The sequence below is a fragment of the Endozoicomonas sp. NE40 genome, from assembly GCF_040549045.1.
Lineage (GTDB): Bacteria > Pseudomonadota > Gammaproteobacteria > Pseudomonadales > Endozoicomonadaceae > Endozoicomonas_A > Endozoicomonas_A lisbonensis.
Genome location: NZ_JBEWTB010000002.1, coordinates 465,266 through 486,876, shown reverse-complemented (window position 1 = coordinate 486,876; position 21,611 = coordinate 465,266). Strand labels below are relative to the sequence as shown.

The window sequence follows — 21,611 nt, the reverse complement described above, 5'->3', positions numbered from 1 at the left end:
TTAATAACAATAATTTTAACAACAACAATGGTAGTGTCAGTATGAATCTCCACGAATATCAGGGTAAGCAACTATTTGCTGAATATGGCCTGCCTGTGTCTAAGGGTATTGCCGCCGACACGCCGAAAGAGGCAGTAGCCGCAGCAGACATCATTGGCGGCGACAAATGGGTTGTCAAAGCTCAGGTTCATGCCGGCGGTCGTGGTAAAGCGGGCGGTGTAAAGCTGGTAAACAGCAGGGATGAAATCCGGGCATTCGCAGAACAGTGGCTGGGTAAGAATCTGGTTACCTACCAGACCGATGAAAACGGTCAGCCGGTCAGTAGAATTCTGGTAGAAAGCTGTGCCGATATTGATCAGGAACTGTATCTGGGCGCCGTGGTTGATCGTTCCAGCCGTCGTATTGTTTTTATGGCATCAACTGAAGGTGGTGTTGAAATTGAGAAGGTAGCCGCTGAGACACCGGAAAAAATTCTCAAGGCGATCATTGATCCTCTGGCAGGTGCGCAGCCTTATCAGGGACGGGAGCTGGCTTTCAAACTTGGTCTTCAGGGTGACCAGGTCAAGCAGTTCACCAAAATTTTTCTCGGGCTGGCCCGGTTATTCCAGGAAAATGACCTGGCACTGCTGGAAATTAACCCGCTGGTGATCACATCCGAAGGTAATCTTCACTGTCTTGATGCAAAAGTGGTGATCGACGGTAATGCCATGTACCGGCAGCCCAAGTTGAAAGCCTTTCATGACCCTTCACAGGAAGATTCCAGAGAAGCCCATGCTGCCCAGTGGGAATTAAACTATGTTGCCCTGGAAGGCAATATTGGCTGCATGGTCAACGGTGCTGGCCTGGCCATGGGTACCATGGATATTGTTAAGTTACATGGCGGCGCTCCGGCAAACTTCCTCGATGTCGGTGGTGGTGCGACCAAGGAACGAGTTAGTGAAGCGTTCAAGATTATTCTTTCAGACGACAGTGTAAAAGCGGTTCTGGTTAACATCTTTGGCGGTATTGTTCGCTGCGACCTGATTGCGGATGGCATTATAGGTGCCGTTAAGGAAGTGGGTGTTGAAGTACCCGTCGTGGTTCGGCTGGAAGGCAACAATGCCGAGCTGGGTGCGCAGAAGCTGGCTGACAGTGGTTTGGACATTATTGCGGCAACCAGTTTGACAGAGGCTGCGCAACAGGTTGTTACAGCAGCGGAGGGCAAGTAATGAGTATCCTGATTAATAAAGACACTAAGGTTATCTGTCAGGGATTTACGGGCTCTCAGGGTACCTTCCATTCTGAACAGGCCATTGCTTACGGCACAAAAATGGTGGGTGGTGTCACCCCGGGCAAGGGAGGGCAGACTCACCTTGGACTGCCCGTATTCAATACGGTGGCTGAAGCCGTTGATAGCACCGGAGCCGAGGCATCCGTGATTTATGTGCCTGCTCCCTTCTGTAAGGATTCTATCCTTGAAGCGGCGAATTCAGGCATCCGGTTGATTGTCTGCATCACTGAGGGCATTCCAACACTGGATATGCTGGAGTGCAAGGTTCGTTGTGATGAACTCGGGGTTCAGCTCATTGGACCTAACTGTCCGGGAGTTATTACGCCGGGAGAGTGCAAGATTGGAATTATGCCGGGTCATATTCACAAGCCGGGTAAAGTCGGCATCGTTTCCCGTTCAGGTACGCTGACCTATGAAGCGGTTAAACAGACAACGGACTATGGTTTTGGGCAATCTACCTGTGTAGGCATCGGTGGAGATCCGATTCCCGGTTCAAACTTTATCGATATTCTGGAAAAGTTCGAGAAAGACACTCAGACAGAAGCCATTGTCATGATTGGTGAGATTGGTGGTACCGCAGAAGAAGAGGCTGCTGCCTTTATCAAGGATCATGTGACTAAACCGGTGGTTTCTTATATTGCGGGTGTGACTGCACCTCCGGGTAAGCGAATGGGGCATGCTGGCGCTATTATCTCGGGCGGTAAGGGTACTGCCGACGAAAAGTTTGCAGCGCTTGAAGCGGCGGGTGTTCGAACTGTCAGAAGTCTTGCCGATATTGGTGAAGCACTTAAAGATGTAACGGGCTGGTAATTTTTCGATCAGTTATCCTTGTAAATTATCCTGCCAACAACTCTTGTGAACAAAGAAAACCCCGACTTGTTTCAAGTAGGGGTTTTCTTCTGTCAGCCATTGAAAGCTCTGGGTTTGTCGTTGCAACCTGTCTGGTGTTGTGTTCTAGTAGCGCACGACTGATGTTCACCATTTGCAATGGCTCGCGAAATACCAGTCTTTATTAATTTCATAGTTGTCAGGGATTAGCCTGTGGGTACGCCTTACCTGAATCCAGATAAATACCGCTTTATTCGAGCGCTTCGACCATTCTCTTATTCTGTTGCGTTAATTACCTGTGGCCTTGGCGTAACCTTGTCGTTTGTCCGTGATTCAGGAGACCCCCTGAGAGGTGTACTGGTCATCCTGGCCGGAGTGCTATTGCAGGCTGCCAGTAATCTGGCTAATGATCATGCTGACCTGGCTTTGTGGAAAAATCGCACTGGCAGCATGGCAGAGCTGGCGGTCAAACGTATCCGGTTTAACTTTCTGATAGCAGGTATGCTTACCCTCATTGCCTCTTTGATGGGTATTTATCTGGTGATTGATGTTGGCTGGCAGCTGCTGGTTTTTGGAGCTTCAGGTATTATTGCCGGTTATTTTTATACGGGTGGACCTGTTCATTACAAAAGCCGTGGCCTGGGAGTTCCTGCCGTTTTCCTCCTTACCGGAGTTCTCATGGTCAGTGGTTCCTATTATGCAGTGTCTGCGGAGTGGAGTAATCAGGTGGTATTAATTTCTCTGCCGGTTAGCCTGTTAGCGTCAGCCTTGCTGCTGGCGAATGAATTGAGAGATTATCTTGATGATAAAGCGAATAACATCCGCACTCTGACAGTAAAGATTGGCTTTAATAATTCAAAAGCACTGTATGCTCTGTGCCTTTTATTAACTTACCCATTGAGTTTTTATCTGTTTATTATTGGTGCGATAGAAAACCCTTTATTATTACTTCTTTCTTTAGTCTTTGTCTGGCAGCCGCTTCGACTGCTGATGTGCGAAGTTGGTGATGTTCAGTTGGTACACTTGCCACCGTTGACGGGTCGCTATTTTATAGCTTTTGGGCTGGGTTATATTTTCAGTGTGATGTAAAAAAGGGCTGAAACCAGCCCTTTTTAAATGATGCTTTTCAGTCCTTTGATTGCCAGGGAGCCCGATCCTGTTTTCGAAGATCAAAGGCTTCAGCGTCAAAAAGTGAATCCGGATTTTCTGGTAAGGTGTTGATTTTGCCCGGTGCGCTTTGCAGAATCTTCAGTTTAGAGAAACGATCCTGAGTTGCTTTCGCCAGAGTTTCAGAATTTCTCATAATGGTTGGACGAATAAAGAGCATCAGGTTTCGCTTTTTGTTCGTTTTGTTTGTGCTTCGGAAGAGCTGCCCTAATAGAGGAATGTCTCCAAGTAAGGGAACTTTAGATTTACTGGCTCCTGATTCGTCTTCAATCAGTCCACCGATAACAATAGTCTGGCTGTCATCGACCAGAACAGTTGTTTTAAGGGTACGAGTGTTAAACACCAGATCATCTTCTACGATAACCGTTTGATCAAGGGTTGAAATTTCCTGTTCTAGCTCAAGTCTGATGCTGTTTCCTTCGTTGATATGTGGCGTGATTTTCAGTTTAACACCAATATCCTTACGCTCAGTGGTTGTGAACGGGTTACTTGAAGTACCCGCACTTCCTGTTTGATAGGATCCGGTTTTAATTGGTACATTTTTACCAACCTGAAATTCAGCTTCTTCATTATCAAGCGTCAACATACTTGGGGTAGAGAGTATGTTGCTGTTGGCTTTTTTACTCAGTGCAGTGACCAGTATGCCAAAGTTTCCACCTCTGAGCGCGAGTGTTCCGATTGGAATATTCTTTGCGTTATTCTCCAGAGGATTTCCAATGACAGAACTAATGTTGCCATCGCCTTTTTCTCCCCTTGAAGAGATCGTTTTAGTCCCATCAATACCCCACTGAACCCCCAGTGCATCGCCGATGTCACCGGAAACTTCAACAATGGCGCCCTCCAGCAAAACCTGCGCCCTTGGAACATCCAGCTGACGGACAATGTGTTCCATCTCTGTCAGCGTCTCCGGGTCCGCAATAAGTATTAATGCATTCTGGGTTTCATCTGCTTTTACGAAGACATTCTGGGTTTTGTTCTTGCTACTTTTACCGGAAGGCTGTCCTTTCGCCTGAACCTTTGGTGCAGCAGAAGCAGGCTGTGGTACAGGAGCTGACCCGGATGATTTGCCTTTTTTCTCCTGACTGTCCTGAATGGTACCCGATGCCTCGGAGAGGATTTCAGCCAGGTTTTTCGAGTCAGCGTAACTCAGGAATATGACCTTGGTGGTGGATTTTCGGATGCCTTGCTTATCCAGAGTTTCAACAAGCTTCCGGACCCTGATCCGCTTGCTGGAGTTGCCTTTGATCACCAGTCGGTTGCTGCGCTCGTCAGCAATGACCTGTAGTCCACTGGGCAACTGGCCTTTAGCGGTCGTCAGGGTGTCCTGAATAATTTTGGCAATATCACCAACCCAGGCGTGTTTTAGTTGTATGACTTCATAATCATTGTTGCCCGCTTCATCAAGTTCCTTAACCAGCTTGGCGATGCGCTCGACGTTATCGGCAAGGTCACTGACAATAACGGCATTGCTGGACGCAGAAGCGGCAGCATGACCGTATTGTGCGATAAGTGGCCTGATAATAGGAATCAGCTCGATGGAGGAAACACTGTGCAGTTCAATGACCCTTGTTGTCATGACGGCATCGCGCGGTTTCTGCGTCGCTTCGTCCGGGCTGCTGGTTTTTGCGGTTGTGCTGGGAACAATATTGATGATGTTGCCTTTGGGAATGACGGCATAACCATTGGCTGAAAGTACTTCCAGAAAAACATCGTACACTTCATCACTGCTGAGAGGTTTGGATGAAATCACCGAAACGGTATTGCCACCTTTTATTCGGGGGTCAATGACAAAAGTTTCACCGGTTATTTTGGCAATTTGAGCAATGAATTCGCGAATGTCAGCATTTTGTTGATTCAGGCTCCATTTTTTTTCTGAAGAGTTTTCTGATGAAGAGCCAGACGGTGAGTTGGTTCCTTGTCTGGACGCCTGTCGGTTTGATGGCGCTTGAGCCAATAAAAGATCTGAAGTTTGTACTTTTGTTTCAGATGATACCGGGGCGGCATTCAGGCTTCCCTGCAATGAAAATAACAGCAAACACGCAAGAAGCGATTTTGGTGCAAAATTAGCTGTGTAGCACTCTTTCATTTTCATCACTTAACCATTGAATAAGTTGTAATTCTTTTATTGAATCCCTTGATTAGCCTGCTGTAACTTGTCTCTAAGTTCCTGCATTCGCTGTTCAAGTGATTTGTCATCCGGTTCCTGAGTAAAACCGGGGCGTTCAATTGCCTGTTCCGCAGCGTCCGGTGCCGGTTTTCGGTATTCCTGAAGGGCTCGTGAGTCTTTACCGGAGTCGGGGAAAAAGAGTTTTTCCAGCTGCCCATTACGGCTGAGAATGACATGGTCTGGATGGATCTCCTTCAAAGTGACTCCGCCGGGCAGCGAGTCGCCTGGTGAGTAGAGCTTGTCCTGGTTGCTGCCCTGGATGATGGCGCTGGAGTCTTCAGCATTTGCGCCAATATCTGCCAGAGCCCCCCTGAGAATTAAATTAAGTTTTGTTTTGGGAATGTCGGCTGACTTATTCCTGGCTTCAGTCTGGTTGTTAAACCCAAACAGCAAGTCAAAGTCTTTAGCCGATAAAGCCTGAGGCTCCTGAGTTAATTCTGACTTTGGTTCCAGATTTGTACTGGCTGTATCCTGAAAGGTTTTGAAAAGTTGTAAACCCTGAATTCCGAGACTGATAAACATGGCAATGCAAAGCAATATTGTTATCAGGATTCTGTTTTTGCGCTGGCCCCATTTAAAATAGGTGGCCATGACCTCTTGATTCATAATGTTCTCTGATGGCTGGAAAAGTAGTTGGGTCATGGACTGTCTAATAGTCTAAATAAAGCATAAGGGTTCCATTTTTTAAAGCTGGTTTTCTGATTATGGAAAATCATTTTCTGTTTTGAAGTTGTAAAATGCCAATATTGCATCACAATTCCACTATTATCTGACCAAGAATAATTCAAATTCAGATGTTGGTGATAAATTTGTGAGCGAAGATTCAAAAAAATGCTCATTCTATATAGAGACCTTTTCTATAAATAATTATTGATTTAAAGAAGGAGTAGCTCTTGTCCATCCCGACTGACACTGTAGCAGCTGACGTTGTTGAAGAAAGCGAAGAGCGTGATCCTGCCCTCCTGCGTCTGCCATTTTCATTTGCCAAGCGTCACGGTGTTGTGCTGGTCTGGGACCTGGAAAGGCCTGTTGTTTATTTTACTGTATCTCCTTCGGCCCATATTTTTGCTGAAATTGTCCGTCTTGCCGGTCAGTCACCTGTTTATCGTAATGTGAGTAAAGATCAGCTGGCTGAGGTGCTTTCACAGTGTTATCACAATGACAGTTCCGAAGCATTGCAGGACGCAGCGGGAATTGGTGATGACATGGATTTGAGCAGTCTTGCTGAAGCTGTGCCAGTGACAGAAGACCTGCTGGAACAAAGCGATGATGCTCCGGTTATTCGCCTGATTAACGCTTTGTTGACGGAGGCGATCAAGGAAGGTGCATCGGACGTTCACATAGAAACCTTTGAATCCAATCTGGTGGTCAGGGTCAGGGTTGATGGCGTGCTCAGGGAAATCCTGCGTTTGCAGCGAACTCTGGCTTCACTGCTGGTATCCCGCATCAAGGTGATGGCGAGGCTGGATATTGCAGAGAAACGTATTCCGCAGGATGGACGTATTTCCCTGAAAGTGGCGGGCAAGGAAGTGGATGTGCGGGTGTCTACTCTGCCATCGAGTAATGGTGAGCGTGTGGTGCTGCGTCTTCTTGATAAGGCGGCAGGCCGGCTGGAGCTGAAACATCTCGGTATGGCGGAAAGGGATATGAGTGAATTATCAAAGCTCCTCGGCCGCCCTTACGGCATCATTCTTGTGACCGGACCGACCGGTTCAGGTAAGACAACTTCTCTCTATGCCAGCCTGACCACATTGAATGACAAGTGTCGCAACATCCTCACTGTCGAAGACCCCATTGAATACAACCTTGAAGGCATCGGTCAGACTCAGGTGAATACCAAGGTGGATATGACCTTTGCCCGGGGGCTGCGTGCCATACTGCGGCAGGACCCTGACGTTGTGATGGTGGGTGAGATCCGGGATACAGAAACGGCTGAAATAGCGGTTCAGGCCAGCCTTACCGGTCACCTTGTATTGTCAACATTGCATACCAATACCGCCGTCGGAGCCCTGACACGCTTGCAGGATATGGGAATTGAACCATTCTTGTTGTCGTCCAGTTTACTGGGAGTCGTTGCTCAGCGACTGGTGCGGGTGCTGTGTGACAGCTGCAAACAGCCTTATAACCCGGACGCTGTTGAGTGCCAGGAGCTGGGTGTTACTGTGGATGATAATGTGACTTTGTACCATGCCGCTGGTTGCAAAGACTGTAATCAGAGTGGTTATCGTGGTCGTACCGGCATTTATGAAGTCGTTATGCTCGATGAGAGCGTGCGCAGAATGATTCATTCCGGTGAGAGTGAGCAGTCTATTAATGATTACGTTCGTCGTACATGCCCCAGTATTCGTGACGATGGCAGTCGCAAGGTGCTGGCAGGTGTCACAACCCTGGAAGAAGTGTTGCGGGTAACCCAGAAAGATTGATCCGTACCGGAGGCGGATAAACTACGATCATGGCTGCATTTGAATACATAGCCCTCGATCCGGAGGGAAAGCAACACCGGGGTACACTCGAGGCCGACAGTAATCGTCAGGTTCGCCAGATTTTGCGTGATCGTCAGTGGACGCCACTGTCTGTGGATGCTGTCGACGAACAGAAAAAGAATAAAAGCGGAGGTCTGCCCTCGTTATTTCAGCGCGGGGTCTCCGCTGTCGAACTGGCTACGATCACCCGACAACTGGCCACCCTGATACAGGCTGCCATGCCGGTGGAAGAGGCACTGCAGGGAGTTGCTTCTCAACAGGAGAAAAGGCGACTGAAGAATATTCTGCTGGCCATTCGTTCCAGGGTTCTGGAAGGTTATACGCTGGCTCAGAGCCTTGAAGGCTTTCCGCAGATTTTCCCGCAGATGTACCGGGCGACCGTCGCAGCGGGAGAGCATGCAGGCTATCTGGATAAAGTGTTAAATCGTCTTGCAGACTACACGGAAGCCCGTATGCAATCCATGCAGAAGGTTCAGCAGGCGTTGCTATACCCCGTTATATTGATGGTCGCTGCAGTCGGTATAGTCAGCTTTTTGCTGGGGTATGTAGTACCTGATGTGGTCAAAGTGTTTGTTGATACGGGACAGGAGCTTCCGGGTATCACCGTCGCACTCATTGCCGCCAGTGAAGGTTTTCAGTCTTACTGGGTGGTGCTGTTTATCCTGATTGTCATGACAGTTTTTATTTGTCGTCAGGCGCTTAAAAGGCCCTCTGTCCGGTTGTCCTGGGATCAGGTTTTTCTGCGGCTGCCCGTACTGGGCCGTTTCAGTCGCAGCCTGAGTGCAGCACGGTTTGCCAGTACTTTAAGTATTCTGACCCGCTCGGGGGTGTCTCTGGTTGAAGCCTTGATGATTGCTGCGCAGGTGGTGGAAAACCGGGCTATCCGGGGCGCAGTCGTTGACGCCGCCAAAAAAGTCAGTGAAGGGTCCAGCCTGAATAAAGCACTATCGGGTACGGGCTACTTTCCACCCCTGATGCTGCATATGATCAGCAGTGGCGAGTCTACCGGTGAACTGGATGAGATGCTGGATCGGACTGCGCAAAACCAGCAAATGGAACTGGATGGTCGTATTGCTATGCTGCTGGGACTGTTTGAACCTCTGATGCTGGTGGTAATGGGTGGGGTGGTGATGGTGATTGTACTGGCAATCCTTCTACCTATTCTCAATATGAACCAGTTGCTGAACTAATCGTGAGCCTTGAGACGGTTAAGAGTGAGGCGATTATGTGAGAGGCAATTAAAAGTGGAGCGATTAACGGATGGCTGTGTCAGGGAATTCATTAACGAGGTCAGTGAATAATGAAGCTACATATACGAAAAGAGCGATATAACAAACGATCAGGGGGAGCATTCCGTCAGGCTGGTTTCACGCTGATCGAGATAATGGTGGTTGTGGTAATTCTTGGAATTCTGGCGGCTATGGTGGCACCAAAAATTCTCAGTCGTCCTGATCAGGCCAAGGTAACGGTAGCTCGTTCAGATATAGAAACGATTTCTCAGGCGTTGGAACTGTTCAGACTCGATAATGGTTTTTACCCAAATACTGACCAGGGACTGGATGCTCTGGTTAAAAAGCCCACTGTTGCACCAGAGCCCAGAAGCTGGAACCCGGAAGGCTATCTGAAGCGGATGCCGGTTGACCCCTGGGGAAATCCTTACCTGTATCTGCAACCGGGCAACCATGGGAAGTACGATCTCTATTCGCAGGGTGCTGACGGGCGAGAGGGAGGAGATGGCCTGGATGCTGATATTACCAACTGGGACGATACCGATTCGTGAAATTAAAGTTGCAACAGGGTTTTACTCTGGTAGAGCTGCTGGTCGTCCTTCTGATCATCGGCATACTGCTGGGTATTACCCTGTTGAGCCCAATTACAGGAAGTGTCCAGAAAACCACTCAGCAGCAGGCAGGACGTCTACAGGTGCTGTTTGAACAGGTACGGGACAAAGCTCTGCTGGAAAATGCTGAATATGGTTTTTCGATTGGCGAGGACGGTTTTTATCGCTGGTGGGTTCTGCCTCTGGAAGGCAAGGAATGGTTACCCATCAACGAAACGCCTTTCCAGCCCTACCGACCCCCTGCATCCATACAGATGATATTGAATACCGCAGACGTGGCACTGCCTGCCCTGGATATCACTGACGAAGGACCTTCGATCGTATTTTACTCTGACAGACAGGTTACGCCTTTTGCATTGTCCGTCAGTCCCGTGGAAAACAAAAAACAAACGGTGGTTTTGCAAACCGATGGATTGTCGGATATTGAGGTTACCCGCTGACCACAGCAGAGGGTTTACGCTGATTGAAGTGATGGTAGCGCTTGCTGTTTTTGCGGTAGCGGCTGCCATGCTGATGTTGTCGGATGGGAACAGTATTCGTCAGACAAGGTATATGCAGGAAAAAGTTCTGGCGGCCCAGGTGGCTGATCATTACATGAGCCGTTTACAGGCTGAAAAGGAATGGCCGGACAAAGGTGTCAAGGGAAAAAACGACACCTATGCCGGTTATGACTGGTATATACGTCAAGTGACCCGAACCACCAGTTTTCCTGATTTCAGAAAGGTGGTGGTCGAAGTATTTATCGGTCGAGCCAAGCCAGAGGACGATGAGACAGGGCTGTATTCATTGACTTCGTATTTCAGGAAGCCCAAAAAATGAAGCAGAGCCGGGGCTTTACACTGATTGAGTTAATGATTGCGATACTGATTTTCGCCATGATCAGTACCGCAGCTTATAAACTGTTCGATTCAGTCAGCCGGGCTCAGCAGGTAACTGACGGGATTCTGGATCGTCTTGATGGACTGCAGAGAGCCATGGTTGTGATTGAAAAAGACCTGTTTCAGGTTGCCCCCAGACCTATTCGGGATGAGTTTGGAGACCGGCGAAAGGCCATGCTGGCTCCCGGGAAAAATGGAGAACTGCTGGAGTTTACCCGATTTGGATGGCGTAACCCGATTCAGGAAATCCGGAGCAATATGCAGAGGGTTGCCTACAGCCTGGAGGAGGATGAGTTAGTCAGGTACTACTGGCTAATGTTGGACAGGGCGCCAGATCCGGTGGTGGTTCGACAGGTGTTGATGAGTGGTGTGACGGGCGTCCGGCTAAAGTTTATGGATGAGAAAAAACGCTGGCAACTCTCATGGCCACCAAAAAATCAGGGACAACAGCAGGCAGCTCAAACCGCTGCAACCGCTGCCGGTAAAGAAGGAGGAGGGGGGGAAGAACGTCCACAAATGCCCCATGCTATTGAGTTGACGCTTCAGCACAAAGAATACGGGGTTTTAACGACGATGTTACCACTGCTGACTTATAAGCCTTCTGAAAGCCAGAAGCCTAAGCCTGAAGAGGAAAAAGACAAGGCTGAAAACAAGAAGAGAAAGGATCAGGCTTCACAGGTCGAAGGGGAGTTTGACGACGATGATGATTGAAGCCTCAATGAATCAGCAAAGAGGCATAGCCCTGATCTATGTACTGCTTATTTTTTCCATGATTACGCTTATGGCATCACAAATGGTGACCAGCCTCTGGTTACATACTGAAAAAAACAGCCGGTTTCTTGAGCGAATTCAGGCCAAACATCACGCCCTTTCCGCAGAGCAGTATGTCGCCTTGCTACTGGAGCAGGATTTTGAAGAGGATAAAAAAAAGAAGCGGCAGGTGGATCACGAGGGGGAGCGCTGGAATGTTAAGACCGTTGGATATCCGGTTGAGCAAGGGGACATCGAAGTGCAGATTGTTGATGAGAATGGCCGCTTCAATCTTAACTGGCTGAATGCAGAAGCGCTGGATGGAAAGCGGTATACGACTCAATTTGAAACTATCCTGCAGAACCTTGGAATTGATATACAGTTGACATATACCATCAAAGACTGGATTGACAGTGAACAGGAACCGTCAGAGACCGGAGCTGAAGATAACCACTATCTTGTTCTTGACCCACCTCGCAGAACCGCTGACTTCCCGCTGGTGTCGCTGTCAGAGTTACGCTTAATTCAGGGAGTTGGCAAAGAAGAGTTTGAATTACTGACTCCTCTGGTGACTGCCTTGCCAAAAGATTCCAAAGTCAATGTCAACAGTGCATTACCAGAAGTGTTGCGTTCCCTGTCTGATAAAATTACAGAAGGGGATGCACAGACTATTATTGATTCCCGTACCGGTGAAGGCTTTGCCAAACTGGAAGATATGACAAAGTTACCGGCCCTTAAAGATAAAACCGCAGAACTAAAAGCGGCGGGATTTGAGTTTAGCAGTAGTTATTTTAACGTTTATATAAAAGCAACGTACCGGGACACCGTTTTCTATATGAGAACGTTACTGGTTCGTAATGCTGATGGACAGGTTCAAGTCGCAGGGCGTGAAATTGGACCGAACGACTATTGGGTGACAGCCAATAAGGAATCCTGAGGTCTAACAATGAAAAGCATCCTGTTACTACGTATTCACCCTCCCTCAGCTGTAATCAGTGGCAGTACGCTGACTCAGTGGGGGATATTTTCCGGACATGGCGAACTGCAGGGAGATGTTCATGTTTCGGAACTGGGAAATATCAAAAGAGACTATCTTGCAGTCAGGGGTATAGAAACCGACCAGAGTGCTCAGATAGAGGAAGACCACCTTCCTGACCTGGTGACTGTGCTACTGCCGGGAACATTTGCCTTTCATCGACTGCTGCCTATCAACAGCGGGCAGCGCAAACACCTGAACACGGCTCTGCCTTATATGCTGGAAGAGGATCTTGCAGAAGATGTTGATACTCTGCATCTGGCCAGCCAGTTGTCTTCAGGCAAAGAGAATGTTTCAGTATCCGGGTTTTCCCATAAGCAGTTTCAGACTTTACTGGCTGTTATGGATGGGCAGGGGTTGAGTATTGATAATGCCCTGGCTGAAACCCAGTTGCTTGAAACGGAAGCGGGTCAGGTGTTGATCCTGATGGAGAGCCAGTCCGTTAATGTCGTGATTCCCGGTCAGAGTTCCAATCATCTGGATTATGATGCGTTACGTTTCGTCCTGGAGGGGTTAAACCGTTCAGGGAGTGACAATGATATTGTTCAGAGTCCTGACCTTGAGCCAGGCTTGCCTGCCGTAACCAGTATAAAACTACAGTTTCCTGAAGGTGCTTTCTCGCTTGATGATGACAAGTTTGAACAGGTACGCTCCTGGCTGGCAGAGCAAGGGTGGCTGGTTGAAGAGAAAGGTGTGAATGTTTCTGTTTTTGAGCATTTTGCCAGCCTCTACTTTTCACGGCGTAAAAATATTCGTTCGGCACTGGTTGATTTGCGTTCAGGTGCTTACCAGTGTCCCAGACGGGCCAGTCGACGTTTACGTAAATGGAAACCCATTGCGCTGGTTGCCAGCCTCTGGCTGATGCTGGAAATTGGGCTGATGGTTGGGGAAGGTGTGACTTTCCAACACCAGGCTGGTCAGTTCTGGGATCAAAGCGCAGCCTTGTACCTTGAAGTCTTCCCGCAGGATCAGCAGGTCAGGGACGCCCTGGATAGTGAACATCGGTCTATCAATGTTAAAAGCCGAATGGAAAGCAGGCTCAAAACAGCAGGCAACCATCCTGGCAGCAAGCCATTCCTGCCTTTGTTGCAAAAAGTATCCGCAGTGTCTGCTTCTTTACCTGAGGCTAAAATAAAGCCCGTCAGCATGGACTTTAATGATACGACCGGCAATCTTGTACTGGAGTTAAGAGCAGAAAGCCTGGAATCTGTCGACAAGCTGCTTGCTGCGACCAAATCGGCGGGACTGATGGCAAAGCTGGATAGCGCCAATCAGGAAAAAAGCGGTGTTAACGCAAGAATGACCATCAGCAGGTGATTTATGGGAATGCACAAGTTAATTGCAGAAATACAGGAAAACCCTTTGTGGCAGCAGTTGCAGACCCGATACGAGCTTCTGTCATCAAGGGATCGACAGGCTTTACAGTGGTTAGGGACTTTTTTGGCAGCAGCACTGGTTTATCTGCTGATCTGGGAGCCGTTAAGTAGCTGGAATAGTAGTCAGAAAGAAGATTATCAAAGACAGCAGGTTGTTCTGGAATGGATGAGTGATAATTATGAATCAGCCAAAGACCAACAGCGAAAACAGAAAACGGCTGGTGGACAACGAGAGATTTCATCCATCGTTGCCAGCACCGCAAAGCAGGCAGGTGTTACGCTGAGTCGCGTACAGCCTGACAGGAAGGGACTGGGGGTCTGGATTGAAGATGCAGCGTACCAGAAATTTCTGAGTTGGCTGGTCGTACTTAGCACCAAGTTTAACCTGACAGTCCAGCAGGTCAGGCTGGATAAAGGCAAAGAAGAAGGGCGGGTGAAAATCTATCTTCATTTGTCTAACTGACTATATTTGAACAAATATTTTCGGTAAAAAATTGTTGACTCCTTTCACTCAATCCGTAAAATTCAAATCCGCTGACAGGGTGATTAGCTCAGCTGGGAGAGCATCTGCCTTACAAGCAGAGGGTCGGCGGTTCGATCCCGTCATCACCCACCAAATACTGTTTGAAGCATTTGCTTCACAAAGAATATGCGGACCGGTAGTTCAGTTGGTTAGAATGCCGGCCTGTCACGCCGGAGGTCGCGGGTTCGAGTCCCGTCCGGTCCGCCATATTTTCAAAAACCTGAGGTCATAAGGCTTCGGGTTTTTGTCGTTTATAGGCCTGTGTCTCGGGGCTTTTTGTGTATTTTCCGGTTTTTCCCAAAATACCACCAACGTATTTTTATCCCGGTTTTCTCTCTGTTTTTCTCTCTTCTCTGAAAATCTGGAGGAACTTAGGTACCACTTCCTCCACTTTGGTTTTTGTTTGATTATCAATGTTTTAGTTCAATAAAACGGCTGGAGGTTGCTTTGTGGTTTTTTGTCGTTTATCTGGCAAGAGCAAGAAACTTATCACGAACAAGTGGCTTCAATTTCAATGGATCTTTCATCGTCTGTAGGGTCCTCAAACGCTTTTGAATAAAAGACCTTAGCACGACTTCCCAGCTCGTTTTTCAAACGCTGCGCCAAGCTTAACCCCGCGTCATTAAAATATGTCCAGTCGAAATCGTTTAACTGATCTTCCATGCATGCTTTCATATAGCTCTCCATCCACTTGCAGCAGTCATTAACAAGTCTGTCAGACATCTCTGGGAAGAATGAGCCTCGATCCCCCACGCAGCCAGAGCCCGCACCTACCAATGAAGAAATATCGCCGTTATCTTTGTGCCAAAGAAACTCACCAATTCCTTCATCTGCATGAATGGTATATACGTCCATATCAGGGTTAAGCGCATCAAGAAACTGCTTTCTTTCGATGGCTTCGATTTCACAAGAGAATTTTGCACCGTAGCCTCTTAGAATAGAAAGATGCTCCGGAGCCGGGTTACCGGTGTCTTTGGCCAGCTGATGTAGGCTTTCAAGCCATAGATTATGATCTTCATAAATATCTTCATCGATGAAACCACTTAGGCAAAAGCAGTCGAAATGCTTATATGAGTACCAGTCTACGGCTTCGTCATAGAGTGTTTCTCTCTTTGTGAATCCTGCTTCAGCATTAGGGTCGGCACCATGATCAAGCAGAAGTTTGAGAGATTCAGCATCCATGTTTATAACGGCTTCAGTAAGTGGGCCTGTACGATCTTCGTCCATAAGGGTGAAGTCAGCTCCATGGCACAGCAAGTATTCAAGGATGGTTATTTTGTACTTGTAGTCATACAGTGCAGAAACAGCCGATTGTAAAACAGTCTCACCACAATGATTTCTGGCATTAATGTCACAGCCAGAGTTCAACCGCTTTTGAATAAGAGGGATATTGCTGCCAAGAATGGCTTCCATAAGTAATTGGTGATCGTCCTTCACTTTTCCCTCGCTTTCCGGTGGCAATAGATTATTTTTCTTACAAACAAGGAAAGCTCAGGCGGAGCTGCTTGTCTAACACGTATTGGATAGTTTATTGGACTGAATCCTGACTGAAATGTTCCCGCTGCTCCGACCAAAGCATAGGAAAGGGTTTCATGCACTCTTTCATCGATAGGTGCCACTTACCCTGATAACACAGAATATCTTCCTGGATATCCGGTGCCAGGCAGGTCAGGCGGATGCACTTTGAAATCCTGGCTTTATCGACCTTCTCCTTCTCAGCCAGTGCTTTCACACTCGGAAACTTTCGTCTGATCAGCATTTTCAGCCAGCGATGTCCCTGAATCAGGGCGATCTGCAACTGCTTCATCTCCGGCGGGTCAATCGCACCTGTCGGCGTTTCTATGGTGGTTTTCCCTCCACGGTGATATAAACGGATGGGCAAGGTGACCTTGATCAGGTTCTCTTCTTCCAGAAACTCTACGGTTTCCTCTCCATTGTGAAGCACTTTTGCCATAATGTGTGTCCTCTATTGAATGGCCTGAAATTCACTGGTGACGGCCTCAATACCGTCGGGTTTGTAGTAGATGGTGACTTCGTTCGCGGTCAGGTCGATTCGATGAATCAGCAATTCTGTGAGCCTGCGTTTTTCCGGAGTTAAAAGCTCGTCCCATATACCGGACAGGTCCTGCATTGCCTGTCTGATTTAGTCAAGGCTAATACTGGGGACCACTTCACTCTCCCGGCGACTGGATCAGATTGATTCCAAACTCGACAAGCTCAGTGACGCGGTATCCAGGCTAGCCATGATCGAAGAGAGAATCACCCACCAAACCACCAGTCTCACTCGTCAGGGTGAGCGGCTGGATCATCAGGATAAGCGCATTCGGCAGCTGGAGTTTCAATCCAGTCGGCGGGGCGTGATGCTGAACTACATCGAGCGGTTCGGCTGGATTGTTCTTACCGCAACGATCGGACTGCTGTCTTACTTTCTCAGGGGGTGAGCAATGGGCAAGCGAACAGAAACCAATTTCATCATAATTCACTGCTCAGCGACCCGTCCTTCACAGGATGTCGACTTTGAAGACATCAAGCGCTGGCACATGCTGGAGCGGGCTTTCTTTGATATTGGTTATCACTGGGTGATAGAGCGGGATGGTTCGCTCAAGCAGGGCCGTCCCATCGGTGACTGGGGCGCTCATGCAAAAGGCCACAATCACGAGAGTGTCGGCATCTGCCTGGTTGGTGGTCTGGGTGATTCCAGTCAGCCGGAAGATAATTTCACAGCAGCTCAGAAGCAGATCCTTAAACTGCTGGTTGCCGGACATCAGGCGGTGTACCCAACGGCTATTGTAAAAGGTCATAACCATTTCAATAAAACCAAAGACTGTCCCTGTTTTGCGGTCAAGGAGTGGCTGGAGTCTGAAGGCTTAACAGAGGTGCTGTTATGAGCTGGGCGGCAACGATTCCATTGCTGGGTAAAGTCATCGACAAAGTATTTCCTGATGCGGAAAACCGTGACCAGGTCAAAGTGATTCTGGCTGAGATGATGATCAATGGCGAGCTGGACGAACTGGCAAAGCAGGCTGGTGTTATTCAGGCTGAAGCCAAGGGAGAGAGCTGGTTGCAACGTTGCTGGCGTCCAATTGTGATGCTGGTGTTTACGGCTTTGGTCGTGTGTCGTTGGCTGGGCTGGTCAGCTCCGGATTTAAGCCCTGAGATTGAACTGAAACTGTTTAATATCATCCAGCTTGGGATTGGTGGATACATTGCCAGTCGGGGGCTGGAGAAGGTAGCTCGAACATGGAAAGGCTGAGGCCGGGGTCCCTGGGAGTTATTGTCTATTGCGGGGGGGCGGAGGCGCGGGATTTCGCCAGCGACAGAGCAAAAATCGGGGTTGACACAGGTTGACAAAAAAGAGTGGAAGCCTTGATTTATAAGGCTTTCAGCTGTCAATCTCGGGTTATTTTGTCAACCGCTTCGGGTAATGGTGTCAACCAGCCATTGTTGCTGTTGGTTGACATACAGGGTGGTGATTTTCAGGCTTCTGGCAACAGACTTCAGGTGGTATTTCGAAGGGGATAGCCGGGGTTGAACATCAACCCATGGCTCTCCCCAGTCTCGCCCTAATGCTGATGCTTTTTTGCCTTGAAGGTAGTGTAAATCGCTCAGCTGGATCAGAAAGATGGCTTCATAGGTTTCAGCATACCAGTAGTTCAAATGCGACAGGGTGTGCCTGTCAGGATGAAGCAATCGGCAATAGAGGAAAGGCCGGCTGGTCAGTTCCATGGCCAGAAGAACGGGAGGATTCATTACTGTGACCCTCTCATCTCAATGGTTTGCCAGCCGTCGTCTTGCCAGCAACAGAGGTATTCAGCGCCAGTATCCCAGGCCAGTTCTATGAGCAGGGATAGGTCGGCACTTTCTCTGGGGCGAATATGTTGCCATGGCTCGCCGATAGCCCGGTAGGTTTCCAGCTTGTCGGGCCAGACGGAACGAAGGTCACCACCATTGATAATCGTGTGGGCTTGTTCTTCCGAGGCATAATGTTCGCGCAAGACTGGACCAACCAGATCACCGTCGAAGTGGCAGTAAACCGAGCGATAGCGGGCCGCTCCCGGTATCCTGCCTCCTGCGGCACTTGCACATCCTTGTGCATCGCCATTAGCCAGCCGCATCGCAATTCTTGATCGGGTACTCATGAGAGAGCCTCCAGTCCGCCGGTGATTCTATAGATCCGGTCCTTGCCTTCAGGCTTTTCCGATTCAATGGTTAACCCGAGTCGTTTTTTGAGCGATTCGACCAGGGTTCCCCGAACCGTGTGCTGCTGCCAGCCGGTTTCTTTCATAATCTCATGGATGGCTGCGCCTTCGGGGCGACTGAGCAGCTCGATGACTTTGTGCAGCTTGGTGCCGGTTCGGATTTTACCTTTACTCTCTGAGGCAGGTTTATCTTCGAGACCGATAACCGCTCGACCCTGTGGGCTGATGTCATAAGTATCCGGTTCTTTCAAGGCAATCAGAAATCCCTTGCTGGTCAGGCTGGCCAGCACTTTGTTTCGGGCTCCGCCCTTGATGGCGAGATCCGATGCCTTAAGGGTGCCGGTTTTAGCGGCTTGCTGCAGAGCGCTTTCCTGAGCTGGGGTGAGTTTGTTGTTTTTCATGGTGCTTCTCCTTGGTAGTTATTGCTGTTTTCCGTCTTTAAATCCCTGTTGATAGGCGGCTTCCAGAGCTTTTTTAATGCCCCAGACGCTTTGTTCCTGGAAGTCCTCACTGCTGTTTTGGGGTTTCAGGTTATCCAGCAGCAGATGTTCACGGGCGATGGCTTCCAGAGCTTTTTCGATGTGCTTGTTCATGGGGTTGTCCTTCCGGTTGATTTGTTTTTGTTATGTACAGTAAGGCTCTATAGCTCATAGTTATCAAGAAAATTAGCTTAATAATCAATATGTTGGCGGAAGGATGCGGGACTATGTGGAGCGAGAGGGAGCAATACGGTTCTATAGGGAGCAATAGCGGTCTATGGCGTTACTGTCACAGTCAGAGTTCGCCAAACGTCAAGGTTGGAGCCGTCAATATGTAGGGAAACTGGTCAGATCCGGCAAGATCACCCTGATCAATGGCAAGATTGATTCAGAGCGGGCGCTGGCGGCCATAAAGGCTCAGTCGGAGCCTTCTACAGAACTGCGAACAAGACCCCGGAGCGAAGCGGTTCTTCCCTCTGCTCCCACAGATTCACGACAGGCGGTGGACTTCGTCACTGCCCGCACCATGCGGGAAGCGTTCAGAGCCAAAATGGCCAGAATGGAGTATGAGGAGAAGGCGGGCAAACTGACCGATGCTTCTAAAGTCAAGGCCGATGCGTTCAGGGCGGCCAGAATTGTTCGAGATGCCTTACTTGGCCTACCGGACCGACTGTCGGATATTCTGGCAGCGGAAAATGATCCAGCTGAAATCAGGCAGCTATTGATTGTTGAGCTTGAAGCCCTTCTGAACGAGTTAAGCAATCAATGATGTCACCTTATTTCGACGGATTTTTTACCGGGTTAAAGCCGGATACCCGAATGACGGTGTCTGAGTGGGCTGATGAGCATCGTATTCTGCCCATGAAATCTGCCAAAGAAGCAGGCCGGTGGCGAACCACCCGAACGCCGTATCTGAAAGAAATCATGGACTGCCTGTCTCCTGCTTCATCGGTAGAGCGCATTGCTTTTATGAAAGGGGCTCAGGTGGGCGGGACCGAATGCGGTAATAACTGGCTCGGTTATGTGATTCATCATACACCCGGCCCGATGATGTATGTACTGCCAACGCTGGATATGGCCAAGAGAACCTCAAAGCAGCGCATTGCGCCCATGATCGAGGAAATGCCTATCTTGCGTGACAAGGTGAAAGACCCTCGCTCCAGGGATTCCGGCAATACCCAGATGGTTAAGGAGTTTCCCAACGGTGTACTGATTATTACCGGGGCAAACTCTGCCACTGGCCTGCGTTCCATGCCTGCCCGGTTTCTGTTTCTGGATGAGGTAGATGCTTACGACGATGATGTGGACGGTGAAGGCAGTCCGATTAATCTGGCCATCAAACGAACGGCGACGTTTTCCCGTAACCGTAAAATTTTGATGGTGTCTACGCCCAACATTGCCGGAGCCAGTAAAATCGAGTCAGCCTATCAGGCCAGTGACCAGCGTCAGTACCATGTGCCTTGTATTCGCTGTAATCATCTGCAACCCATTGAGTGGCAGCAGATTCGCTTTGACAATCATGATCCTGAAACCGCGTGTTTTGAATGCATAGAGTGCCAACACCGAATGCAGGAGCATGATAAACCCAAGCTGCTTGAGAACGGAAAGTGGGTACCGCTGAATGAAGAGGCTGATGGTAAATTCCGGGGCTATCACTTGAACTCTCTATACAGTCCAAATGGCTGGTATAGCTGGAAGGATGCGGTCGCTGATTTTCTGGCCGCAAAGTCTGATCCAGTGTTGTTAAAGGACTGGACCAATACGGTATTGGGACAAACCTGGCAGGAAGCCGGGGAGACCGTCGACCACGAACTGCTTTACCAGCGTCGTGAACATTACTCAGCCGAAGTACCCTGGTCGGTGGAGGTACTGACCTGTGGCGTCGATGTGCAGGATGACCGGGTTGAATACGAAGTGGTGGGCTGGGGAGCAGGGGAAGAGAGCTGGTCGGTTGATTATATCCGGCTATATGGTGATTTATCCCGCCCGGATATCTGGAAAATACTGGCCGATAAGCTTCGCAAAGCCTATCGGAGACAGGATGGCGTGCTAATGAATCTTGCCCAGATCTGCATGGATTCTGGTGGCCACTTTACCGATGAAGTCTATGCCTTTTCCCGTAAACAGGGTGCAGACTGGCTGATCCCTATTAAAGGGGCATCGCAGTCGGGTAAACCTATCGCCACTTTTCCCAAAACCCGAAATAAGAAAGGCGTCTACCTGACACTGGTAGGTACAGACACTGCCAAAGAGTTGGTCTACCAACGCTATCGAATCCTTGAACCGGGGGCTGGCTATTGTCACTGGCCAGTCAAAGACTGTTTTGATGAAGACTACTTCAAACAGGCCACCGCTGAAGAGAAGATCCGCAAATACAAACACGGTGTTGCCTATTTTGAATGGGATGCCCGCAAGAAGCGGAATGAAGCATTGGATTGTCGTGTCTATGCGCTAACAGCTGTGCGCATTCTGCAACAGCACCGTGGGCTGGATCTGGAACAACTGGCTGAGCAACGACCGGAGCCGGACGTTTTTATCGAACAGCAGGAATCTGAAGAAGTGGTTCAACCCAGAGCAAGAAGAACTTCCCGTAGTCGTTACCTCAAAGGATAACC

At 48.9% G+C, this 21,611-nt stretch carries 26 protein-coding genes and 2 tRNA genes; 19 read left to right on the top strand and 9 right to left on the bottom strand.

Annotated features, from left to right (window positions below):
* The first annotated feature begins 41 nt into the window (after positions 1-41).
* The 3 genes from sucC to V5J35_RS03225 all read left to right on the top strand — a co-directional run bounded on the left by sucC (position 42) and on the right by V5J35_RS03225 (position 3,187).
* A complete protein-coding gene (sucC, locus tag V5J35_RS03235) occupies positions 42-1,208 on the top strand; it encodes an ADP-forming succinate--CoA ligase subunit beta (RefSeq protein WP_354011363.1) in 1,167 nt (388 codons plus the stop codon).
* Positions 1,208-2,080, top strand: a complete 873-nt coding sequence (gene sucD, locus V5J35_RS03230; protein ID WP_354009881.1) for a succinate--CoA ligase subunit alpha — start codon at positions 1,208-1,210, stop codon at positions 2,078-2,080. The genes sucC and sucD overlap by 1 nt, the downstream gene beginning before the upstream one ends.
* A gap of 231 nt (positions 2,081-2,311) precedes the next feature.
* A complete protein-coding gene (locus tag V5J35_RS03225; RefSeq protein ID WP_354009880.1) occupies positions 2,312-3,187 on the top strand; it encodes a prenyltransferase in 876 nt (291 codons plus the stop codon).
* Positions 3,188-3,224: 37 nt separating this feature from the next.
* Here V5J35_RS03225 and gspD read toward each other — a convergent pair whose 3' ends face one another.
* Together gspD and V5J35_RS03215 are read right to left on the bottom strand one after the other, a co-directional pair.
* Positions 3,225-5,219: a type II secretion system secretin GspD gene (gspD, locus tag V5J35_RS03220; RefSeq protein WP_354009879.1), complete on the bottom strand. Its 1,995-nt coding sequence runs from the start codon at positions 5,217-5,219 to the stop codon at positions 3,225-3,227.
* Between the two features lie 168 nt (positions 5,220-5,387).
* Positions 5,388-6,038 (bottom strand): type II secretion system protein N, encoded by a 651-nt coding sequence (locus V5J35_RS03215; protein ID WP_354009878.1) that lies wholly within the window; start codon positions 6,036-6,038, stop codon positions 5,388-5,390.
* Between the two features lie 293 nt (positions 6,039-6,331).
* Here V5J35_RS03215 and gspE point away from each other — a divergent pair, with 293 nt between their 5' ends.
* The 11 genes from gspE to V5J35_RS03160 all read left to right on the top strand — a co-directional run bounded on the left by gspE (position 6,332) and on the right by V5J35_RS03160 (position 14,525).
* Positions 6,332-7,855 carry a type II secretion system ATPase GspE gene (gspE, locus tag V5J35_RS03210; protein ID WP_354011362.1) on the top strand — a complete coding sequence of 508 codons (1,524 nt, stop codon included), beginning with the start codon at positions 6,332-6,334 and terminating at the stop codon, positions 7,853-7,855.
* 29 nt (positions 7,856-7,884) lie between these two features.
* Complete coding sequence (gene gspF / locus V5J35_RS03205) at positions 7,885-9,105, top strand: type II secretion system inner membrane protein GspF (RefSeq protein WP_354009877.1); 1,221 nt, start codon at positions 7,885-7,887, stop codon at positions 9,103-9,105.
* Positions 9,106-9,215: 110 nt separating this feature from the next.
* Positions 9,216-9,695: a type II secretion system major pseudopilin GspG gene (gene gspG, locus V5J35_RS03200; protein ID WP_354009876.1), complete on the top strand. Its 480-nt coding sequence runs from the start codon at positions 9,216-9,218 to the stop codon at positions 9,693-9,695.
* Positions 9,692-10,195 carry a GspH/FimT family pseudopilin gene (locus V5J35_RS03195; RefSeq protein ID WP_354009875.1) on the top strand — a complete coding sequence of 168 codons (504 nt, stop codon included), beginning with the start codon at positions 9,692-9,694 and terminating at the stop codon, positions 10,193-10,195. Before gspG ends, V5J35_RS03195 begins: the two co-directional genes overlap by 4 nt.
* Positions 10,179-10,574, top strand: a complete 396-nt coding sequence (gene gspI / locus V5J35_RS03190) for a type II secretion system minor pseudopilin GspI (RefSeq protein WP_354009874.1) — start codon at positions 10,179-10,181, stop codon at positions 10,572-10,574. The genes V5J35_RS03195 and gspI overlap by 17 nt, the downstream gene beginning before the upstream one ends.
* Positions 10,571-11,344, top strand: coding sequence for a type II secretion system minor pseudopilin GspJ (gene gspJ / locus V5J35_RS03185; RefSeq protein WP_354009873.1), 774 nt, complete (start codon positions 10,571-10,573; stop codon positions 11,342-11,344). The genes gspI and gspJ overlap by 4 nt, the downstream gene beginning before the upstream one ends.
* Positions 11,334-12,320 carry a type II secretion system minor pseudopilin GspK gene (gspK, locus tag V5J35_RS03180; RefSeq protein WP_354009872.1) on the top strand — a complete coding sequence of 329 codons (987 nt, stop codon included), beginning with the start codon at positions 11,334-11,336 and terminating at the stop codon, positions 12,318-12,320. The genes gspJ and gspK overlap by 11 nt, the downstream gene beginning before the upstream one ends.
* A 9-nt stretch (positions 12,321-12,329) precedes the next feature.
* Entirely contained in the window at positions 12,330-13,736 is a 1,407-nt protein-coding gene (gene gspL, locus V5J35_RS03175) for a type II secretion system protein GspL (protein ID WP_354009871.1), read from the top strand.
* 9 nt (positions 13,737-13,745) lie between these two features.
* A complete protein-coding gene (locus V5J35_RS03170; RefSeq protein ID WP_354009870.1) occupies positions 13,746-14,258 on the top strand; it encodes a type II secretion system protein M in 513 nt (170 codons plus the stop codon).
* Positions 14,259-14,335: 77 nt separating this feature from the next.
* A tRNA-Val gene (locus V5J35_RS03165) sits at positions 14,336-14,411 on the top strand.
* 37 nt (positions 14,412-14,448) lie between these two features.
* Positions 14,449-14,525 (top strand) — tRNA-Asp (locus V5J35_RS03160).
* 282 nt (positions 14,526-14,807) lie between these two features.
* Here the strand turns inward: V5J35_RS03160 and V5J35_RS03155 are convergent.
* The 3 genes from V5J35_RS03155 to V5J35_RS03145 form a co-directional block, all read right to left on the bottom strand.
* Positions 14,808-15,755 (bottom strand): ankyrin repeat domain-containing protein, encoded by a 948-nt coding sequence (locus V5J35_RS03155; RefSeq protein WP_354009869.1) that lies wholly within the window; start codon positions 15,753-15,755, stop codon positions 14,808-14,810.
* A gap of 91 nt (positions 15,756-15,846) precedes the next feature.
* Complete coding sequence (locus V5J35_RS03150) at positions 15,847-16,272, bottom strand: hypothetical protein (RefSeq protein WP_354009868.1); 426 nt, start codon at positions 16,270-16,272, stop codon at positions 15,847-15,849.
* A 12-nt stretch (positions 16,273-16,284) separates the two neighbouring features.
* Positions 16,285-16,449, bottom strand: coding sequence for a hypothetical protein (locus V5J35_RS03145; RefSeq protein ID WP_354009867.1), 165 nt, complete (start codon positions 16,447-16,449; stop codon positions 16,285-16,287).
* Positions 16,450-16,561: 112 nt separating this feature from the next.
* On the opposite strand from V5J35_RS03145, the gene V5J35_RS03140 reads away from it, so the two are divergent.
* Genes V5J35_RS03140 through V5J35_RS03130 form a run of 3 tightly spaced genes read left to right on the top strand, consistent with a single transcriptional unit; the run spans position 16,562 to position 17,571 of the window.
* Positions 16,562-16,759: a hypothetical protein gene (locus tag V5J35_RS03140; protein WP_354009866.1), complete on the top strand. Its 198-nt coding sequence runs from the start codon at positions 16,562-16,564 to the stop codon at positions 16,757-16,759.
* Positions 16,760-16,762: 3 nt separating this feature from the next.
* Positions 16,763-17,206 carry an N-acetylmuramoyl-L-alanine amidase gene (locus tag V5J35_RS03135; RefSeq protein ID WP_354009865.1) on the top strand — a complete coding sequence of 148 codons (444 nt, stop codon included), beginning with the start codon at positions 16,763-16,765 and terminating at the stop codon, positions 17,204-17,206.
* Positions 17,203-17,571 carry a 3TM-type holin gene (locus V5J35_RS03130; protein ID WP_354009864.1) on the top strand — a complete coding sequence of 123 codons (369 nt, stop codon included), beginning with the start codon at positions 17,203-17,205 and terminating at the stop codon, positions 17,569-17,571. The genes V5J35_RS03135 and V5J35_RS03130 overlap by 4 nt, the downstream gene beginning before the upstream one ends.
* A 155-nt stretch (positions 17,572-17,726) precedes the next feature.
* Here the strand turns inward: V5J35_RS03130 and V5J35_RS03125 are convergent, their stop codons facing one another.
* The 4 genes from V5J35_RS03125 to V5J35_RS03110 are packed head-to-tail and all read right to left on the bottom strand — an operon-like array spanning position 17,727 to position 19,110.
* Positions 17,727-18,068, bottom strand: coding sequence for a hypothetical protein (locus V5J35_RS03125; protein WP_354009863.1), 342 nt, complete (start codon positions 18,066-18,068; stop codon positions 17,727-17,729).
* Entirely contained in the window at positions 18,068-18,457 is a 390-nt protein-coding gene (locus V5J35_RS03120; protein WP_354009862.1) for a hypothetical protein, read from the bottom strand. Before V5J35_RS03120 ends, V5J35_RS03125 begins: the two co-directional genes overlap by 1 nt.
* A complete protein-coding gene (locus tag V5J35_RS03115; protein ID WP_354009861.1) occupies positions 18,454-18,918 on the bottom strand; it encodes a DUF3489 domain-containing protein in 465 nt (154 codons plus the stop codon). The genes V5J35_RS03120 and V5J35_RS03115 overlap by 4 nt, the downstream gene beginning before the upstream one ends.
* A gap of 18 nt (positions 18,919-18,936) precedes the next feature.
* Positions 18,937-19,110 carry a DUF6900 domain-containing protein gene (locus V5J35_RS03110; protein ID WP_354009860.1) on the bottom strand — a complete coding sequence of 58 codons (174 nt, stop codon included), beginning with the start codon at positions 19,108-19,110 and terminating at the stop codon, positions 18,937-18,939.
* A 163-nt stretch (positions 19,111-19,273) separates the two neighbouring features.
* Between V5J35_RS03110 and V5J35_RS03105 the strand changes: the two genes are divergently transcribed.
* Together V5J35_RS03105 and V5J35_RS03100 are read left to right on the top strand one after the other, a co-directional pair.
* Positions 19,274-19,765 (top strand): hypothetical protein, encoded by a 492-nt coding sequence (locus tag V5J35_RS03105; protein ID WP_354009859.1) that lies wholly within the window; start codon positions 19,274-19,276, stop codon positions 19,763-19,765.
* Complete coding sequence (locus V5J35_RS03100; protein ID WP_354009858.1) at positions 19,762-21,609, top strand: phage terminase large subunit family protein; 1,848 nt, start codon at positions 19,762-19,764, stop codon at positions 21,607-21,609. The genes V5J35_RS03105 and V5J35_RS03100 overlap by 4 nt, the downstream gene beginning before the upstream one ends.
* The last annotated feature ends 2 nt before the right edge of the window (positions 21,610-21,611 follow it).

What these genes read in the sequence shown, in the direction of transcription:
- V5J35_RS03170 (WP_354009870.1), top strand. Translation starts at nt 13,746, where the DNA reads ATGCACAAGTTAATTGCAGAAATACAGGAAAACCCTTTGTGGCAGCAG.
- sucD (WP_354009881.1), top strand. Translation starts at nt 1,208, where the DNA reads ATGAGTATCCTGATTAATAAAGACACTAAGGTTATCTGTCAGGGATTT.
- V5J35_RS03140 (WP_354009866.1), top strand. Translation starts at nt 16,562, where the DNA reads ATGATCGAAGAGAGAATCACCCACCAAACCACCAGTCTCACTCGTCAG.
- V5J35_RS03115 (WP_354009861.1), bottom strand. Translation starts at nt 18,918, where the DNA reads ATGAAAAACAACAAACTCACCCCAGCTCAGGAAAGCGCTCTGCAGCAA.
- V5J35_RS03150 (WP_354009868.1), bottom strand. Translation starts at nt 16,272, where the DNA reads ATGGCAAAAGTGCTTCACAATGGAGAGGAAACCGTAGAGTTTCTGGAA.
- gspG (WP_354009876.1), top strand. Translation starts at nt 9,216, where the DNA reads ATGAAGCTACATATACGAAAAGAGCGATATAACAAACGATCAGGGGGA.
- V5J35_RS03215 (WP_354009878.1), bottom strand. Translation starts at nt 6,038, where the DNA reads ATGAATCAAGAGGTCATGGCCACCTATTTTAAATGGGGCCAGCGCAAA.
- gspJ (WP_354009873.1), top strand. Translation starts at nt 10,571, where the DNA reads ATGAAGCAGAGCCGGGGCTTTACACTGATTGAGTTAATGATTGCGATA.
- V5J35_RS03130 (WP_354009864.1), top strand. Translation starts at nt 17,203, where the DNA reads ATGAGCTGGGCGGCAACGATTCCATTGCTGGGTAAAGTCATCGACAAA.
- V5J35_RS03110 (WP_354009860.1), bottom strand. Translation starts at nt 19,110, where the DNA reads ATGAACAAGCACATCGAAAAAGCTCTGGAAGCCATCGCCCGTGAACAT.
- V5J35_RS03125 (WP_354009863.1), bottom strand. Translation starts at nt 18,068, where the DNA reads ATGAATCCTCCCGTTCTTCTGGCCATGGAACTGACCAGCCGGCCTTTC.
- gspL (WP_354009871.1), top strand. Translation starts at nt 12,330, where the DNA reads ATGAAAAGCATCCTGTTACTACGTATTCACCCTCCCTCAGCTGTAATC.
- gspF (WP_354009877.1), top strand. Translation starts at nt 7,885, where the DNA reads ATGGCTGCATTTGAATACATAGCCCTCGATCCGGAGGGAAAGCAACAC.
- V5J35_RS03120 (WP_354009862.1), bottom strand. Translation starts at nt 18,457, where the DNA reads ATGAGTACCCGATCAAGAATTGCGATGCGGCTGGCTAATGGCGATGCA.
- V5J35_RS03145 (WP_354009867.1), bottom strand. Translation starts at nt 16,449, where the DNA reads ATGCAGGACCTGTCCGGTATATGGGACGAGCTTTTAACTCCGGAAAAA.
- gspK (WP_354009872.1), top strand. Translation starts at nt 11,334, where the DNA reads ATGATGATTGAAGCCTCAATGAATCAGCAAAGAGGCATAGCCCTGATC.
- V5J35_RS03100 (WP_354009858.1), top strand. Translation starts at nt 19,762, where the DNA reads ATGATGTCACCTTATTTCGACGGATTTTTTACCGGGTTAAAGCCGGAT.
- sucC (WP_354011363.1), top strand. Translation starts at nt 42, where the DNA reads ATGAATCTCCACGAATATCAGGGTAAGCAACTATTTGCTGAATATGGC.
- V5J35_RS03105 (WP_354009859.1), top strand. Translation starts at nt 19,274, where the DNA reads ATGGCGTTACTGTCACAGTCAGAGTTCGCCAAACGTCAAGGTTGGAGC.
- V5J35_RS03135 (WP_354009865.1), top strand. Translation starts at nt 16,763, where the DNA reads ATGGGCAAGCGAACAGAAACCAATTTCATCATAATTCACTGCTCAGCG.